The 16,684-nt window shown below is 70.0% G+C and carries 13 protein-coding genes, 1 pseudogene and 1 riboswitch; of the genes and pseudogenes, 5 read left to right on the plus strand and 9 right to left on the minus strand.

Features of this window, described 5'->3' with window-relative positions:
• Window positions 1–65: 65 nt before the first annotated feature.
• Window positions 66–1,130, minus strand: a complete 1,065-nt coding sequence (locus tag A5646_RS25875; protein WP_066871294.1) for an SDR family NAD(P)-dependent oxidoreductase — start codon at window positions 1,128–1,130, stop codon at window positions 66–68.
• A 284-nt stretch (window positions 1,131–1,414) separates the two neighbouring features.
• Between A5646_RS25875 and A5646_RS25880 the strand changes: the two genes are divergently transcribed.
• Together A5646_RS25880 and A5646_RS25885 are read left to right on the plus strand one after the other, a co-directional pair.
• Window positions 1,415–1,825 carry a group 1 truncated hemoglobin gene (locus tag A5646_RS25880; protein ID WP_066881475.1) on the plus strand — a complete coding sequence of 137 codons (411 nt, stop codon included), beginning with the start codon at window positions 1,415–1,417 and terminating at the stop codon, window positions 1,823–1,825.
• Window positions 1,826–1,922: 97 nt separating this feature from the next.
• Window positions 1,923–2,681: a class I SAM-dependent methyltransferase gene (locus A5646_RS25885; RefSeq protein WP_066871276.1), complete on the plus strand. Its 759-nt coding sequence runs from the start codon at window positions 1,923–1,925 to the stop codon at window positions 2,679–2,681.
• A 1-nt stretch (window position 2,682) separates the two neighbouring features.
• On the opposite strand, the gene A5646_RS25890 is transcribed toward A5646_RS25885, so the two are convergent.
• Complete coding sequence (locus A5646_RS25890) at window positions 2,683–3,609, minus strand: RluA family pseudouridine synthase (protein WP_066871279.1); 927 nt, start codon at window positions 3,607–3,609, stop codon at window positions 2,683–2,685.
• The gene (gene lspA / locus A5646_RS25895; protein WP_082972012.1) at window positions 3,602–4,252 is read right to left on the minus strand and encodes a signal peptidase II; all 651 of its coding nucleotides are present in this window, start codon (window positions 4,250–4,252) and stop codon (window positions 3,602–3,604) included. Before lspA ends, A5646_RS25890 begins: the two co-directional genes overlap by 8 nt.
• A 73-nt stretch (window positions 4,253–4,325) precedes the next feature.
• Here lspA and A5646_RS25900 point away from each other — a divergent pair, with 73 nt between their 5' ends.
• Window positions 4,326–5,264: an asparaginase gene (locus tag A5646_RS25900; protein WP_067025313.1), complete on the plus strand. Its 939-nt coding sequence runs from the start codon at window positions 4,326–4,328 to the stop codon at window positions 5,262–5,264.
• Here A5646_RS25900 and A5646_RS25905 read toward each other — a convergent pair.
• Window positions 5,229–6,632 (minus strand): DNA polymerase IV, encoded by a 1,404-nt coding sequence (locus A5646_RS25905; protein WP_197505295.1) that lies wholly within the window; start codon window positions 6,630–6,632, stop codon window positions 5,229–5,231. The two genes, A5646_RS25900 and A5646_RS25905, sit on opposite strands and share 36 nt — an antisense overlap.
• A 66-nt stretch (window positions 6,633–6,698) precedes the next feature.
• Here A5646_RS25905 and A5646_RS25910 point away from each other — a divergent pair, with 66 nt between their 5' ends.
• Entirely contained in the window at window positions 6,699–7,220 is a 522-nt protein-coding gene (locus tag A5646_RS25910) for a hypothetical protein (RefSeq protein ID WP_197505294.1), read from the plus strand.
• A gap of 11 nt (window positions 7,221–7,231) precedes the next feature.
• Here the strand turns inward: A5646_RS25910 and ileS are convergent, their stop codons facing one another.
• The 5 genes and pseudogenes from ileS to A5646_RS25935 form a co-directional block, all read right to left on the minus strand.
• Window positions 7,232–10,351, minus strand: coding sequence for an isoleucine--tRNA ligase (gene ileS / locus A5646_RS25915; RefSeq protein WP_067025321.1), 3,120 nt, complete (start codon window positions 10,349–10,351; stop codon window positions 7,232–7,234).
• Window positions 10,352–10,676: 325 nt separating this feature from the next.
• Entirely contained in the window at window positions 10,677–10,925 is a 249-nt protein-coding gene (locus A5646_RS25920; RefSeq protein ID WP_067025324.1) for an Rv1535 family protein, read from the minus strand.
• 286 nt (window positions 10,926–11,211) lie between these two features.
• A riboswitch (M-box (ykoK) riboswitch) is annotated at window positions 11,212–11,397 on the minus strand.
• Between the two features lie 136 nt (window positions 11,398–11,533).
• Window positions 11,534–12,658 (minus strand): nitronate monooxygenase family protein, encoded by a 1,125-nt coding sequence (locus tag A5646_RS25925; RefSeq protein WP_066871288.1) that lies wholly within the window; start codon window positions 12,656–12,658, stop codon window positions 11,534–11,536.
• A 140-nt stretch (window positions 12,659–12,798) separates the two neighbouring features.
• The gene (locus A5646_RS25930; RefSeq protein ID WP_066880486.1) at window positions 12,799–13,368 is read right to left on the minus strand and encodes a carboxymuconolactone decarboxylase family protein; all 570 of its coding nucleotides are present in this window, start codon (window positions 13,366–13,368) and stop codon (window positions 12,799–12,801) included.
• A 120-nt stretch (window positions 13,369–13,488) separates the two neighbouring features.
• Window positions 13,489–16,326, minus strand: a pseudogene (locus A5646_RS25935) (amino acid adenylation domain-containing protein); the annotation flags it as partial.
• A gap of 75 nt (window positions 16,327–16,401) precedes the next feature.
• Between A5646_RS25935 and A5646_RS30185 the strand changes: the two are divergent.
• The coding region (locus A5646_RS30185; protein WP_231998477.1) for an AMP-binding protein at window positions 16,402–16,684 on the plus strand (283 nt) is incomplete at its 3' end.

A 16,684-nucleotide genomic window follows, 5' to 3' on the forward strand; every position in this document is an offset into this window, starting at 1 on the left:
ACCCGCGGGATACATTGGTGAGACCATGAGCCTTCCAAAACCTGACCTGCAGACCACCGTTGTCATCACCGGCGCCTCGTCGGGTATCGGCGCCGAACTGGCCCGCGGGTCGCCCGCACGAAGTTCTCGCTGCGCTTATCGAATTCCGTTGCGTCGCTCGATGATTCATCTCCCTTGGCGGCGCTGGAGTCGCTGAACATGGCGAACGCCCGGTTGCGCACCCGGTCCATCACCGCCGGGTTGAGCGCATCGGCGACGGCCGCGAACTGCCCGAACGGTGAGCTGGCCCGGCGCGGCCGGTGCACGATCGCGTCGGCGATCACCCCGGCGGCCTGCTCGGGTGTGAGCGCCGGGAACTTGTCGTAGAGCGTGGTGGGGCTGATCATCGGCGTGCGCACCAGCGCCATGTGCACGGTGGTGAACCGGACGTCGTCGTTCACCGTTTCGGCCTGCAGCGCGTCGCACAGACTGTCCAGCGCGGCCTTGCTGGCGATGTAGGCGCCGAAGCGCGGCGCGCGGGTCTGCACGCCGACCGAGGAGACGTTGATGACGTGCCCGTATCCCCGCTCGCGCATGCCGGGGATGAACTTGAGGATCAGCTGGACGGCGCCGAGGTAGTTCAGCTGCATGGTCCGCTGATAGTCGTGGATCCGGTCGTAGGACAGCTCGAGTGAGCGCCGGATCGAGCGGCCCGCGTTGTTGATCAGGATGTCGACACCGCCCAGGTCCTCGAGCACCTGATCGGCCATGGCGGCGATGGCGTCCATGTCGGACAGGTCGCACGGGTAGACGTGGGCGGTGCCGCCGTTGTCGCGAATCTCGTCGGCGACCTTCTCGAGGTTCTCCCGGGTGCGCGCCACCAGCGCCACCGTGCCACCGGCCTCCGCGATCTTCTTCGCGGCGGCCTCGCCGATGCCGGAGGATCCCCCGGTGATCAGCGCGGTCTTGCCCGCGACGGCGTCCTCGAGGGTGCGCCCCTGGACCGCGTCGAGCAGGTTGCGCAGATAGAACGGCCGATACCGGCCGGCGGAGTTCGGGGTGTTCACAATATGCGAGACCGCCGCGAGCGGCTTTTCCACCAGGTTTCCGAGCGAGTTCTCCACCAAGTTCGTTAAGTCACCAAGGTTCATCGGCATTCGCTCCTGATGATGTGAGCCCCCCGACCGCAACTGGCCTGCCCGATGGCCACGACCGCATTGCGGGGCTGCGCGAGTGATGTGATGTGCATCATGAAGCCAACCTAGGACATGTTCGCCTCACCTTGACGCGGATTGCCGTCATGGGTCCCGGACCCCACTCTCACGGTTCGCCGAGAACGTCCGTCAGCGGCGGGCAATCCCGCTGTTACACAAGGCAATCCGGGCGTGATCGCGCATAAACCGACGGGCAACGCCGAGATGTTCCAATCGTGCTTATGAAAATTCTGGCGCGCTTCCGCAAGTCCGCACCGGCATCCATCTACGACCGGATCGGTGGGCACGAGGCGATCGAAGTCGTGGTCGAGGACTTCTACGTCCGGGTGCTTGCCGACGATCAGCTGTCCGGCTTTTTCACCGGCACGAACATGAACCGCCTCAAGGGCAAGCAGACGGAGTTCTTCGCCGCGGCCCTGGGCGGCCCGGAGCCCTACACCGGCGCGCCGATGAAGCAGGTGCACCAGGGCCGCGGGATCACCATGCACCACTTCAGTTTGGTGGCCGGGCATTTGGCCGACGCGCTGGCCGCCGCCGGGGTGCCGTCCGAGACGGTCACCGAGATACTCGGCGCGATCGCACCGCTGGCGCCCGAGATCGCCACGGGTGACGCCGGCAAGGTCACGGTCTGACCGCTCCCCCGGATCGCGGCCGGCGCCCACCACGGCCATCGCCGCCATCGCGGCGATCTCGGCTTGCCGGCGAGCAGCAGTGCCTAGCATGCGTGGCATGCGGCGCACATTTGACGAACTGATCGCGGAGGCCGACGCCGCCCCGCTGGACGGCTGGGATTTCTCGTGGCTGGACGGCCGGGCTACCGAGGAGCGCCCGTCGTGGGGCTACCAGCGGCTGTTGCGGGAGCGGTTGGCCGCGGTGTCGGCCGCGCTCGACATTCACACCGGAGGCGGTGAAGTGCTGTCCGGCGCGGCGCCGTTCCCGCCCACCATGGCGGCCATCGAGACGTGGCCCCCGAACGCGGCGCTGGCCACCCGGCGCCTGCATCCGCTCGGTGTGGTGGTGGTCGCCACCCGGGACGAACCGCCGCTGCCATTCGGCGACGAGGCGTTCGACCTGGTGACCACCCGCCACCCGATCTCCGTCTGGTGGTCGGAGATACGGCGCGTGCTGCGCCCCGGCGGCACCTACTTCGCGCAGCACATCGGTCCGGCCACCATGGGCGAGCTGGTCGAGTACTTCATCGGGCCGCAGCCGGAGAAATGGGCCGAGTTTCACCCGGACGCGGTGAGCGCGCAGGCCGAGGCGGCCGGGCTGCAGATCGTCGATATCCGCATGGAGCGGATGCGCGCCGAGTTCTTCGACATCGGCGCCGTCGTGTACTTCCTGCGCAAGGTGATCTGGACGGTGCCCGACTTCACCGTGCAGCGGTACCGGGACCGGCTGGCCGAACTGCACGAGCGCATCGAATCCGACGGGCCGTTCGTCGGCCACTCCGTGCGCCTGCTCGTCGAGGCCCGCAAGCCGGCGTGAGTCAGCCCTCGTCGCGCAACACGTCCAGCGCGTGTTGCAGGTCGGGCGGGTAGGGGCTGACGATCTCCATCCGCCTGCCGTCGGCCGGATGGGCGAATGACAGCGACCGAGCATGTAGCCATTGCCGTTCCAGCCCAAGCTTTTTCGCGAGCTTGGGGTCGGCGCCGTAGACCAGGTCGCCGCAGCACGGGTGATGCAGCGCGGAGAAATGCACCCGGATCTGGTGCGTGCGGCCGGTCTCCAGGTGCACGTCGAGCAGGCTGGCGGCGACGAAAGCCTCCACGGTGTCGTAGTGGGTGAGGCTGTGCCGGCCGTCCTTGGTGACCGCGAACTTCCATTCGCCGCCGCGGTGTCGCCCGATCGGCGCGTCGATGGTCCCGCTGGACGGGTCCGGATGTCCTTGCACCAGCGCGTGATAGCGCTTGTCGACGGTGCGCTGTTTGAACGCCCGCTTGAGCAAGGTGTAGGCGCGCTCGGACAGCGCCACGACCATCACCCCGGACGTTCCGACGTCGAGGCGGTGCACGATGCCCTGCCGCTCGGGCACCCCCGAGGTGGTGATCCGGTAGCCGGCGGCGGCCAGGCCACCGAGCACCGTGGGCCCGGTCCAGCCCACCGAGGCGTGCGCGGCCACCGCCGCCGGTTTGTCGACCGCGACGATGTCGTCGTCGGAGTACAGGATCGTCATGCCCTCGACGTCGACCGGCGTGTTCTGCAGGGGCGCGGGCGCTTCGGGCAGGCGCACCTGCAGCCAGGCGCCGCCGGTCAACCGGTCGGACTTGCCGGCCGGCACGCCGTCGAGCTCGACGCCGCCGTCCTCGGCGATCGCGGCCGCCGCGCTGCGCGAGAGCCCCAGCAGCCGGGCCAGTCCGGCGTCGACGCGCATGCCCGCCAGTCCCTCCGGGACGGGCATCGAGCGGTCACTCACCCGCGCCGTCTCCGGCGTCGTCCTCGTCCTTGCGCCGGTCGGCGGCGGTGCGCCGGCCGACCGAGTCGAAATCGAACCCGAAGATCGACAACACCACCAGCAGGATGGCGCCGCCGACCACCGAGGGGTCGGCGACGTTGAACACCGGCCACCAGCCGATCGACAGGAAGTCCACGACGTGCCCGCGCAGCGGGCCGGGGGCGCGGAAGAAACGATCGACCAGGTTGCCCATCGCGCCGCCGAGGATCATGCCCAGGCCCACCGCCCACCACGGGGACACCAGGCGACGCCCCATCCAGAAGATGCCGACCACGACCCCGGTCGCGATCAGCGTCAGCACCCACGTGTAGCCCGTCGCCATCGAGAACGCCGCCCCGGAGTTGCGGACCAGCGTCCAGGTCACCGTGTCGCCGATGATCGGCACCGGCTGGCCGGGCGGCAGCAGTTTGACGGCGAGCACCTTGGTGACGACGTCGAGGGCCAGCACGATGGCCGCGATCGACAGCAGCAGCCGCAACCGCCGCGGCGCGGCTTCGGGCGGCGCGACGGCGTCGGGCTCCGCGTCCCGCTGGGCCGGGGCGGCCTCACCAGCCTGTTCGGCTGAGGTCACCGGCTCAGTCGAGTTTGTCGGTTCTTCAGGCACTTCCCCATCATCCCCTACCGCCCCACGCAGGCTAGCCAGGTTCGCCCGGCGGTGATGCGCAATGATGCCAAGCATGGCCCGCCTCACCGTGATCGCCACCGGGGGCACGATATCGACCGGCACCGGCGCCGACGGGGTGCACCGACCCGCCTACAGCGGGGCGGATCTGACGGCGCCCTTCTCCGCGGAGCACGACGTCGACGTGGTTGACCTGTTGGCGGTCGACAGCTCGGAGCTGACCCTGGCCGACTGGGACCGGATCCGTGACGCGGTGACGGCCGCGGTCGACGGCGGCGCGGACGGGGTGGTGGTCCTGCATGGCACCGACACCATGGAGGAAAGCGCGCTGTGGCTCGACCTGACGTATGCGGGCCAGGCCCCGGTGGTGCTGACCGGCGCCATGCGCAGCGCCGACGCGCCGGACGCGGACGGCCCGGGCAACGTGCGCGACGCGTTGGCGGTGGCGGCCAACCCGGCCGCCCGGGGCCTGGGCGTGCTGCTGTGCTTCGCCGGGCGGGTGCTGCAACCGCTGGGCATGAGCAAGGTGGCCACCGACGACCTGAGCGGCTTCACCGGTCAGCTGCTCGGCACCGTCGCCGGTGACGTGCGGCTGTCCGGACCCAAGACCCGCCCGTACGTCGGCGAGCCGCGGGCCGGCAGCGCACCGCGCGTCGACATCGTCGCGGCGTATCTGGGCAGCGACGCCGTGGCGCTCGATGCGTGCGTGGCCGCCGGGGCGCGGGCCGTGGTGCTCGAGGCGCTGGGGTCGGGCAACGCCGGGCCGGCGGTGGTCGACGCGGTGCGCCGGCACTGCGGCGACGGCGTGGTGGTCGCGGTGTCCACCCGCGTGCCCGGCGGTCGGGTCGGGGCCAGCTACGGCCCCGGCCATGACATGGCCGCCGCCGGGGCGGTGCTGGTGCCGCGGCTGCGGCCGCCCCAGGCGCGGGTGCTGCTGATCGCCGCGTTGGCCGCGCAGCTACCCGCGGCCGACGTCATCGCCCGGTGGGGCTGACACCGCTCGGAGTTCGGAGGCCTGCAGGCCCCCGACGTAATCGGGCCAATCCAGGGAATCGACCGGGTTCGCGCGCACCAGGTCCCCGCCGTCGGCGGGGAACGTGCGGGCCGGGCCGGGTCCGGAGGTGCGGGTTTCGAACCGCGCGGTGACCACGCCGTGGCCGGCGCCCTGCACCCAGCCGTGCCCGAGGTCGCGGTGGGCCACGTCGTCCCCGACCCGCCACCCCGCATCGTCTGCTGTCTGGGGCCCGGACCCATACATGGCCTCGGTCGCGGTTTCCACCGACGCCGAATCCTGTTGCGGTTCAGGCACTTCCAAGTCCGGGAACAGCGATTCCTGCCGCACGTCGCTCAGCCCCGAAAAGCCCACGCCGAGCAGGCGAATGGGCCCGATCTCGCGCGGATCCAGCAGCAGCCGGCGGGCCAGACCGAGCAGCGCCGCGACCTCGGTGGTGGCGTACGGCAGCGTCGCCGACCGGGTCAGGGTGCTCATGTCGGACTTCTTCAGCTTGACCGTGACGGTGCGCGCGCCGCGACCGTCGCGCAGCAGGCGCTGATGGGCGTGCTCGGCGATCGGCTCGATGGCCTCGCGCAACTGCTCCAGGCTGGTCAGATCGACGGCGAAGGTCGATTCGGAGCTGATCTGCTTGGCCTCGGCGCGCTCGGCGACCGGGCGGTCGTCGATGCCGCGGGCCAGCCGGTGCAGCGCCGGCCCGATCGTGGCGCCCAGGATGTTGGCCGCTTCGGCCTCGGTCAGCGCGGCCAGCTCGCCGATGGTCTCGATGCCGAGGCGATGCAACCGCTCCTCGGCGACCGGCCCGATCCCCCACAGCCGGCGCACCGGCAGCCCGCCCAGCAGCAGGCGTTCCTCGGCGCGGCGCACCACCCGGACCCCGTCGGGCTTGGCCAGTCCGGAGGCGATCTTGGCGATCTGCTTGCCCGACCCGGCGCCCACCGAGGCGATCAGCCCGGTGTGGTCGCGGACCCGTCGGCGCAGGTCCTCGCAGAACGCCTCGACGTCTTCGGCGGACGCCCCGGCGAGCTGGGCGGGTTCACCGAACCCCTCGTCGAAGGACAACTGCTCGACCACGGGCACCACGGCGCGGATGGTGTCGAACACCCGGCGGCTGGCCAGCCCGTAGACCACGCCGCGCGGCGGCAGCACCACCGCGCTCACGCCGACCAGCCGGCGGGCCTGGTGCATGGGCATTGCCGAGCGCGCCCCGAACACGCGCGCCTCGTAGCTGGCCCCGGCCACCACGCCGCGCCCGCCCAGTCCGCCGACCAGCACGGGGCGTCCACGCAGCGTCGGGCGGGTGAGTTGTTCGACGGAGGCGAAGAACGCATCCATGTCCAGGTGCAGCACCCACCGCGACTCCACCCGATCGATGCTATTGCCCCCACGACGGGCCAGGTGAACTACCGTTTTGTCATGGCCACCGAGTCCGGCGCTGCGGCCGTTCCGCACGGGGACGCGTCGCCCTCGACGCGATGGGCGCGGCTGCGCCACCAATGGAACGAGCGCCTGCAACCCGGGGAGCAGGCCACCGTGCTGGCCTGGGCCTCGTTCACCCTCACCTTCGCCTGCCTGCGCGGCCTCACCCACTGGATCCGGGCCGGGCATGGACCCTCCGGTGGCGGAGTGTCGTTGGGCGGCAAGCACTTCCACCACTACAACATCGGCATCGGCATGCTGGCCACGGTGGCCGGCATCGGGCTGCGCGGCAGCGACAAGCAACGCCAGCACCCCGCGGCGGCGGTGGCCTACGGCGCGGCCAACGCGATGATCGTCGACGAGCTGGCGCTGCTGTTGGACCTCAAGGACGTCTATTGGGCCTCGGATGGTCGCAAGAGCGTCGACGTGGCGGTCGGCGTGATCGCCACCGGGGCGACGGTCGCCGTTGGCATGCCGTTCTGGCCGCACGCCCACCGGGCGCTGCGATCGAGGAACTGACCGCGGCGGCCTCAGGCCTTGGCGATGCGCACCCGCACGCCGTCGCCGATCTCGGTGCCGTCGGCCGGGTCGCCGAATTCGAAGCTGGTGGCCAGGATCTCACCCGCGATGAGGTCGCGGTGGGTGCGCGCCCAGTCGGCCCGCTCGTCCGGTACCGCCATGACCACCGAAATCCGGTCGGACACCTCCAAACCCGTCGATTTGCGCAGCTCCTGCAATTCGCGGATCCGGTCCTTGGCCCAGCCTTCGGCCTCGAGCTCGGGGGTCACCGTGCCGTCCAGGACCACCAGGCCCGCGCCGTCGGGCAGGGCCGCGGTGAATTCCGGGTCGGCGGCGACCAGTCGTGAGCTGTATTCCTCGGGATGCAGCACCGCGGGACCCGCGGTCAGGGTGCCGTCGGGATTGACGACGCCCTCCCCCGCCTTGACCGCCTTGATGGCGGCTTGCACGTCCTTGCCCAGCCGGGGCCCGGCCACCCGCGCGTTGACGGTGAGCTCGAAGCGGCCGTAGGTGTCGATCGCGTCGGTCAGCTCGACGCTCTTGACGTTGAGTTCGTCGGCGATGGGGTCGACGAACGGCTCCAGCCGCTGCGGATCCGCCACGGCCACGGTGAGTTTCGGCAACGGCAACCGCACCCGCAGTTTCTTGGCCTTGCGCAGCGAGGACGCGGCCGAACAGACGTCGCGGACCTGATCCATCGCGGCGACCAGGTCGCGGTCGGCGGGCACGTCGCCGGCCTGCGGCCAATCGGTCAGGTGCACCGACCGCTGCGCCGTCAGGCCGCGCCAGACGATCTCGGTCACCGAGGGCAGCAGCGGCGCGGCCAGCCGCGCGGTCACCTCCAGCACGGTGTGCAGGGTGTCGATGGCGTCGGCGTCCTCTTCCCAGAACCGCGAACGCGACCGCCGCACATACCAGTTCGTCAACGCCTCGGTGAACTGGCGCAGCTGCTCGCAGGCCCGCGAGATGTCACAGGTGTCCATCTCATGCGTCAGATCGTCGCGCAGCTCGGCGAGCTTGGCCAGGATGTAGCGGTCCAGCACCTGCGTCGAATCGGTGCGCCAGGTACCGACTTTGGGCGCGTAGAGGGCCAGGAAGCTGTAGGCGTTCCAGAACGGCAGCAGCACCTGGCGCACGCCCTCGCGGATACCCTGTTCCGTCACGATCAGGTTGCCACCGCGCAGGATCGGCGAGGCCATCAGGAACCAGCGCATGGCGTCGGAGCCGTCGCGGTCGAACACCTCGGACACGTCCGGGTAGTTGCGCAGCGACTTGCTCATCTTCTGGCCGTCGGAGCCCAGCACGATGCCATGTGCCACACAGGTTTTGAAGGCCGGCCGATCGAAGAGCGCGGTGGCCAGCACGTGCAGGGTGTAGAACCAGCCGCGGGTCTGCCCGATGTATTCGACGATGAAGTCGCCCGGGTAATGACCGTCGAACCAGTCGCGATTCTCGAACGGGTAGTGCACCTGGGCATAGGGCATCGAACCCGAGTCGAACCACACGTCGAGCACGTCGGGGATGCGCCGCATCGTGCTGGCCCCGGTCGGGTCGTCGGGGTTGGGCCGGGTCAGCTCGTCGATGAACGGCCGGTGCAGATTGGTGGGGCGCACCCCGAAGTCGCGTTCGAGTTCGTCGAGGCTGCCGTAGACGTCGATCCTCGGGTAGGCGGGGTCGTCGGACTTCCACACCGGAATCGGGGTGCCCCAGTAGCGGTTTCGCGAGATCGACCAGTCGCGGGCGCCCTGCAGCCACTTGCCGAACTGGCCGTCCTTGACGTGCTCGGGATACCAGGTGATCTGTTGGTTGAGCTCGACCATGCGGTCCCGAAATTCGGTGACCGCGACGAACCATGACGACACCGCCCGGTAGATCAGCGGATTGCGGCATCGCCAGCAGTGCGGGTAGGGGTGCTCGTAGGTTTCGTGGCGCAGCAGCACCGCCCCGTTGGCCGCGGCCGGGCCGCTGCCGTTCTTCAGGTCGCGGATGATGTGCGGGTTGGCGTCAAAGACGTGCTGCCCCTGGTAATCCGGGACTGTGGCGTCGAACCGCCCCCTGGAGTCGACCGGCGTGACCGGGACGATGCCGACCTTGTCGGTGGTGGCCATGTCGTCCTCGCCGTAGGCCGGCGCCATGTGCACGATGCCGGTGCCGTCCTCGGTGGTGACGAACTCGCCGGGCAGCACCTGAAATGCCTTGGCCGTATCCATGAAATACGGGAACGGCGGCAGGTACCGCGTGCCGAGCAGGTCGGCGCCGACATAAGTGGCCAGGATCTCGGGTTCATCCCCCAGCTCGCGGGCGTAGGCGGCCAGCCGCGGCTCCGCGAGCACGAAACGCCGGCCCTGCGACCGGACTTCGACGTAGGTCACGTCGGGATTGACCGCGACGGCGAGGTTGGACGGCAGGGTCCACGGCGTCGTCGTCCACACCAGCAGGTGGGCCCCGTCCAGCGGGCCGCCGACCACCGTGAATCCCACCGTCAGGGCGGGATCCTGCCGGCTCTGGTACACGTCGTCGTCCATCCGCAATTCGTGGTTGGACAGCGGGGTTTCGTCGCGCCAGCAATACGGCAACACCCGGTAGCCCTCGTAGGCCAGGCCCTTGTCCCAGAGTTGTTTGAACGCCCAGATCACCGACTCCATGTAGGGCAGATCCAGCGTCTTGTAGTCGTTGTCGAAGTCGACCCAGCGCGCCTGGCGGGTGACGTAGGCCTGCCACTCGTCGGTGTAGCGCAGCACCGAGGCGCGGCAGGCGTCGTTGAACGCCGCGATGCCCATGTCGTCGATCTGCGATTTGTCGGTGATCCCGAGCTGGCGCTCGACCTCGAGTTCGGCGGGCAGCCCGTGGGTGTCCCAGCCGAAGCGGCGCTCCACCTTGTAGCCGCGCATGGTGCGGTACCGCGGGACGATGTCCTTGACGTAGCCGGTGAGCAGGTGACCGTAGTGCGGCAGCCCGTTGGCGAACGGCGGCCCGTCGTAGAACACGTATTCCGGTGCGCCCTCGCGGCGGGCGATGCTGGCCCGGAAGGTGTCGTCGCGGGCCCAGTAGTCGAGCACCTCGAGCTCGAGCGCCGGGAAGTCCGGCGCTCCTGGCTTCGGGTAGGCCTGAACCTCAGCGTTGTCGGTCACGATGCGCGTTGTCTCCTGTGCCACGGTGCAAACCGGGGACGACGACGCGCTGGCTGCGCGAGCGCCGCGGTACCACCCCGCTTGCCGCGCTTTCGCGTGGCCACTCGATGACGGCTGTGACGGGCCTACCCGTTCGGTTCTACTGGGCCACGACGGCTGTTCTTCCGAAGGCTCCCCGGTGATGGCCGGATCGATGCCAGTAAGACGATTCTACGAAGACCCGCAAATCCGGGTGCACTCCAAGGGGTCGCCAGGGCGCAGAACTACGTCTGCGACCAGGCGACCCCTTGGAGCCCGAGTTGCTCGACGTCCATCGGAGTTCGATTCAGGCCCGGACTTCGAGGACGCCGACGCGCCACAGCGCGGCGTACACGTGACGCAGCGGCACGCTCAGCAGCCGAGCGGCGCCGTCCACCAGCGGGTCGCTACCGGCGCCGAACGGCGGGGTGTCGGCGCGGCGGGCCTTAGCCACGGCCGCCTGCGCGACGGCCGGAACGGTGTCGGTGTCGCGCACCACGGTCAGCGTGCGCGCGGGCGCTACGGTCACCACTTGGTCGTAGAGAACTGCGGTCATCATCGCCTCCTAGAGGGGAGATCCAACGGGGATTGATTGGACTGACGTGTCCCGCCCCGTGTCGGTTCCGATCTCGAGAACGCTTGGCCGATAACCACTTAGCGTTGCGACGACTCAGCCGAGCAGGTCGCGCCGGAGACCGGATGGGGACGAAACACAGTTCGGACTTCGATCCGGACTATCGCTAGAACGCATCTGTCCCTCACCTCCTCGCGGTCACGACGCACGCGCGGTTCGCGTGCGATCTATGCGCAGCAAAGGAGCAGAACCCGACGACCGCCGGAGATCCGCACCCCTCTCGTCAGAGCTTCGGCACCACACGACGTGTCCTGGCCTGGACAAACAATCCGAGCCGGAAGCCACCTGGGCTCAACCCTTAAGCCGGGAGGAGCTGTCCTGACCCGGGGCGTCTTTCGACGTTCGGGGTCAGTGGCCTGTATTCGTGTAGACGCCTCACCTAACGAGGTGCATACCCGACCGATAATGCACGACGGGTATGACGCGGTCAAATCCCTGGATGGCGAGTCGGGGATTCTGTGCGGATTCCTGCGGCGAGCACCCAGCATCGGGTCAGGTCTGCGACCCTGACCTGGACAAACGACTCGGGATCACTTGTCGACCAGGCCCTCGAGCCGGCCGATCGTGTCGATGAATTCCTCGACCATGTCGAGCACCACCGAGCGCGTCGGGCGGACCCGGTCGAGCGAGCCGACCACCTGCCCGACGAAGTAGGTGGCGAGCTCACGCGCCTTGGCGCCCGCCTGCGCGGCGGCGGCGTTGATGCGCACCTGCGGCTCGGTGACCAGGGCGGTCTGCAGCGGCATGCCCAGCGGGTCGGGGTTTTCCGGCCGCTCCCACTCGTCGGTCCAGGCGGTGCGCAGCATCCGCGCCGGCTTGCCCGTCATCGAGCGCGACCGGACGGTGTCCGACGAGCTGGCGGCCAGGAACTTCTCCTTGACCACGGGCACGGTCTCGGCCTCTTCGGTGGTCAGCCACACCGAGCCGCACCACACGCCCTCCGCGCCCAGGGCCAGCGCCGCCGCGATCTGGCGACCGCGGGCGATCCCTCCGGCGGCCAGGACGGGCACCGGCGCCACGGCGTCGACGACCTCGGGCACCAGGACCATGGTCGCCACCTCACCGGTATGACCGCCGGCCTCGGTGCCTTGCGCGACGATCAGGTCGACGCCCGCGTCGGCGTGCCGCTGCGCGTGCCGGGTGGTGCCGGCCAGCGCGGCCACCAGCACGTCGCGGTCGTGCGCGCGCTGGACGAGGTCCGCCGGGGGCGGCCCGAGCGCGCTGGCGATCAGCCGGATGTTGTTGGAGAAGGCGACGTCGAGCAGCGGCTCGTAGGTCTTCGGCGAGATGTTCAGGCCGCCGAGGGAGCGGCGCGGCTCCGCGGCGGGCGCGGTGACCCCGTAGCGGGCCAGCAGGTCGTCGACGAAGGCGCGGTGCTCGTCGGGCAGCAGGGTACGGGCCTGGCTGGTGTCGATGCCGCCCTGCTCGGCGCCGACGTATTTGGGCGGTAACAGCAGGTCGACCCCGTAGGGCTTGCCCCCGGTCCGCTCCTCGATCCAGGCCAGCTCGCTCTGTAGGCGCTGCGGGCTGTGCGCGGTGGCGCCCAGGATCCCGAAGCCCCCGGCGTTGGTCACCGCGGCCACCACGTCACGGCAGTGGCTGAAGGCGCAGATCGGGAATTCGACTCCGAGCATCTCGGCGACCCTGGTTCTCATCGCCCGACGCTAAAAGCTATCGATTGCGAAGTCAATCGGCCACGGGGAGTGGGCAACTCAGGTGCGCGCGGCGGGGCTAGGACCCCTAAGCCGATGGGGGCGACCCGCTTCGCCCGGCCGCGCCGCGCTCGCGATCGCCCCTAAGCCCGGGGCGACCGGCCGTCCGGCGGCCAGCTCGCCACGCCCTCCTCCAGCGGCACCTCCAGGCTCTGCAGGATCGAGGCGACCATCCGCCAGGCCCCGATGACCGTGACCAGTTCGACGAGAACCGTTGTGTCACCGCCGAATTCGCGCTCACATGCCGCCCAGTTCGCGGCGCTCACCGCGCCGTCGCGCACCACGTCGTCGGTGGCGGCGAGCACGGCCCGCTCGACGACCCCGAACCCGGCGTGGTTCTGCCAATCCCGCACGCCCAGCAGATCATCGGCCGGCACGCCGAGCCGCGATGCGACGCGCCAGTGCTGGGTCCACTCGTAATCGCAGCCGGTGAGCCAGCCGATCCGCATGATCACCAACTCACGCAACCGCGAATCGAGGGCGCCGTGCCAGAGCATGGTGGCGAGCAGGTCGTTGATGCCGCGCGCCAGCGGCGGATGGTTGAGCAGCACCTGAAAGATGCTGAGTTCGGCCATGTAGTTGGGGACGGCCGCCTCGTCGGCCGCGGCCTTGGCTTCGTCGAGTGGCAGTTGAGGCAGGCGCGCTGTTGTCATCGGATGAGCACTCCTCCGTGCGGGCGGGACCGTCGCGTTCTCCCGTCATGGTAGCCAGCCGACGCCGCGGCGACGACGGGTTTGATCGCGGCAGCGAAAACCGCTATCGTCCAACGGATTTCAGAGCAGACCGAGCAGCTTCAGGTCGGTCACGTATTTGACGATCACCGACGGGCTGATCTGCGGAATGTCGTTATCGGGACCGATCTTGGCTTCCTGCACCGCGGCGCGGAAACGCTCCGTCGGCCCCAGGCACCCGCGGGCGGGATCCGCGGGCGGCACGTGCAAGGCGTTGCGCAGCTGCAACAGTTGCAGCACCGACTGGTGGCGCTGCCGCTCGGGCAGGGCGTGCAGGGCGGTCTCCATCCGCTGCAGCCATTCGGTGAAGTCGTCGACCCGCTCGATCGGGTAGCCGGCCTCGATGAGCCAGTCGACGTACTCGTCGAGGCCGATGCCGTCGTCGTGCGGATTCATCACGTGGTAGGTCTCGAACCCGTCCATCACCTGGGCGCCCAGCGTGGCGATCGCCTCGGCGACGAACTCGACCGGCAGCGCGTCGAAGTGCGCGCGTTGCCGGTTGCCGTCGGCGTCGAGCGCATAGAACGAGCGCGGCGCGACGCCACTGGCCACCACGCTGTGCACCATCCGGGTGAACATGTCCGACAGGTTCAGCTGGCCCCGATAGGTGGTGGCGGCCAGGATCATGTCGCAGCGGAACACCGAAACCGGCAGCCCGCACAGGTCGTTGGCCTCGCGCAGCAGCACCTCGCCCGCCCACTTGCTGTTGCCGTAGCCGTTGCCGTAACTGCCGTCGACGGTGCGAATCGGGCCGGCCGTCCGGACGTCGGCGTCCTCGGTGAACGCCGCCGGCTCGATTTGGTCACCGACGTTGGCCGTCGACACGTAGGTGTACGGCTTGAGTTTGGTGGTGACCGCCAGCCGGATCAGCTCGGCGGTGCCCGCGACGTTGGGGGTGAACAGCTCGCTGTAGGGCAGCACGCCGTTGACGACGGCCGCGCAGTCCACGATCAGATCGACGGTGTCGGCCAGCCGCTGCCAGGTCGGTTCGTCCACGCCGAGGTTCGCGCGACCCTTGTCACCGGCGATCACCTCGAGATGGTCGTCGGCGAGTTCGTGGAAATACCGCAGCAGCGCCGGATCGCCGCTGTCGAAGGTCTTTTCGAGCCGGCGGCGCGCGTCCTCGTCGGAGGTGGCCCGCACCAGGCAGATCAGCTTTCCGTCCGCCAGTTCCAGCCGTTCCAGCCACTGCAGCACCAGGTAGCGACCGAGGAAGCCGGTGGCCCCGGTCAGCAGGACCGTGCGCAGGTCGCCGCGCGGGGCCGGCAGCGCCGGCGCGGTCGACAGCGTCGGGGCGTCGATGAACTTGTCCAGCGTCAGGTCGCTGGCGTACACCTCGGTCGCGTCGCGGCCGTGCACGGACGCGAAGTCGGCGCGAAGACCCTCTGCCGCACCGTGTTCGGCGTTGAGCTGCTGGCTCAGGGCGCGCACCGACGGCGCCTCGAAGACGGCGCGCACCGGTAGGTGGACATCGAGGGCGTTGTAGATCGCGGCGACCAGGCGCATGGCCGACAGCGAATCCCCACCCAGGTCGAAGAACGATTCGGAGACCCCGATCCGCTCCAAGCCGAGCACCTGGGCGTACAGCCAGGCCAGGATCTCCTCCACGGCGGTGGCCGGGGCCAGGTAGTCCTCGGTGCCGTAATCGGGCGCCGGCAGTGAGCGGATGTCGAGCTTGCCGCTCGGTGTCAACGGGAGTGCCGGCAACACCACCACCGCGGACGGCACCATGTAGGCGGGCAGGCGCTCGGCCAGCACCGTGCGGATCTCTACCGGGTTGGCCGTGCCGGTGATGTACCCCACCAGCCGCTTGTCGCCCGGGCGGTCCTCGCGGGCGATCACCAGCGCCCGCTCCACGCCGGCCAGCCCGGCCAGCGCGGCCTGGATCTCGCCGAGTTCGATGCGGTAGCCGCGGATCTTGACCTGCTCGTCGGCGCGCCCGACATACCGGAGCTGCCCGTCCGCGCCCCACCAGGCCAGGTCCCCGGTGCGATACATGCGCGCCCCCGTCCCGCCGAACGGGCAGGCCACGAACCGCGACGCGGTCAGGCCGGCCCGGCCCAGGTAGCCGGTCGACACGCCGGCACCGGCCACATACAACTCGCCGGCCACACCCGCGGGCACCGGCCGCAGGCACCCGTCGAGCACGAACAACGCGGCGCCCGCCACCGGCGAACCGATCGGCGGCGCCTCAGGTCCCGGGGCGAGCGGGGCGCTGACGGCCGCGACGATCGTGATCTCGGTGGGGCCGTAGACGTTGACCATCAGGCGTCCGGCCGCCCAGCGGTCCACCACTTCGACGGGGCAGGCTTCGCCCGCGACGGCCAGCACCGTCGACTCCAGCCCCTCCGTGCCGAGCATCCCCACCTCGGACGGCGTTTGGGTCAGCATGTCGACGCGTTCGGCGACGAGCAAGGCGTGCAGGTCTTTCGGCGAGCGCACCACCTCGTCGGGCACCACCAGCACCCGTCCGCCGTGCAGCAGCGCACCGAAGATCTCCCACACCGAGAAGTCGAAAGCCAGCGAGTGGCATTGGCTCCACACCTTCCCCGGCGCCGCGGGCAGGCCGGCGGCGCCCAGCGAGGCGAACAGCTGGGTGGCGTTGCCGTGGGTCACGGCCACCCCCTTGGGGACACCGGTGGTGCCCGAGGTGTAGATCGTGTAGGCGACGCCCTGCGGCGCCGGTGCTGGCAGCGGCGTCGCAGGCTGGCGGTGGACCTCCGGGTCGTCGATGTCGATGACGAGCGGGCCGAGATCTCCCGAGCGCGAACGATACTCGGCGGTGGTGAGCACGACCGTCGGTGCGGCATCGGTGAGCATGAAGTCGATCCGGGCCGCCGGCAGCGCCGGGTCGATCGGCAGGTACGCGGCGCCAACGAGCACGCCCGCCTCGATGCGATCGGCAACCGGACGGCGCTGACGCGCGAGGCGCACCCACCCGCGTCGATCCCGGAGGTGTTCGCTGAGCATGTCGCGCGCGCGCCCGAGGCGGTGGCCATCACCGACGGATCGTGTTCGTGGACCTACCGTGAACTCGACGAGTCCGCGAACCGGTTGGCGCACTTGCTCGTTCACCACGGCGCGGGACCGGGCCAGTGCGTGGCGCTGCTCGTCGAACGCTCCGCCCGGGCCGTCGCCGCGATCCTGGCCGTGCTCAAGACCGGCGCCGCGTACCTGCCGATCGACCCGGCGCTGCCGGCGGCCCGGATCGACTTCATGCTCACCGATGCCGCACCGC

Source organism: Mycobacterium sp. 1245499.0 (assembly GCF_001673615.1).
GTDB lineage: Bacteria > Actinomycetota > Actinomycetes > Mycobacteriales > Mycobacteriaceae > Mycobacterium > Mycobacterium europaeum_A.

Bases quoted from the DNA above. Each gene is read 5' to 3' on its own strand.
- A5646_RS25875 (WP_066871294.1), bottom strand. From the start codon at position 1,130: ATGAACCTTGGTGACTTAACGAACTTGGTGGAGAACTCGCTCGGAAAC.
- A5646_RS25910 (WP_197505294.1), top strand. From the start codon at position 6,699: ATGGCCACCGAGTCCGGCGCTGCGGCCGTTCCGCACGGGGACGCGTCG.
- A5646_RS25885 (WP_066871276.1), top strand. From the start codon at position 1,923: ATGCGGCGCACATTTGACGAACTGATCGCGGAGGCCGACGCCGCCCCG.
- A5646_RS25920 (WP_067025324.1), bottom strand. From the start codon at position 10,925: ATGACCGCAGTTCTCTACGACCAAGTGGTGACCGTAGCGCCCGCGCGC.
- A5646_RS25925 (WP_066871288.1), bottom strand. From the start codon at position 12,658: ATGAGAACCAGGGTCGCCGAGATGCTCGGAGTCGAATTCCCGATCTGC.
- A5646_RS25930 (WP_066880486.1), bottom strand. From the start codon at position 13,368: ATGACAACAGCGCGCCTGCCTCAACTGCCACTCGACGAAGCCAAGGCC.
- A5646_RS25900 (WP_067025313.1), top strand. From the start codon at position 4,326: ATGGCCCGCCTCACCGTGATCGCCACCGGGGGCACGATATCGACCGGC.
- A5646_RS25880 (WP_066881475.1), top strand. From the start codon at position 1,415: ATGAAAATTCTGGCGCGCTTCCGCAAGTCCGCACCGGCATCCATCTAC.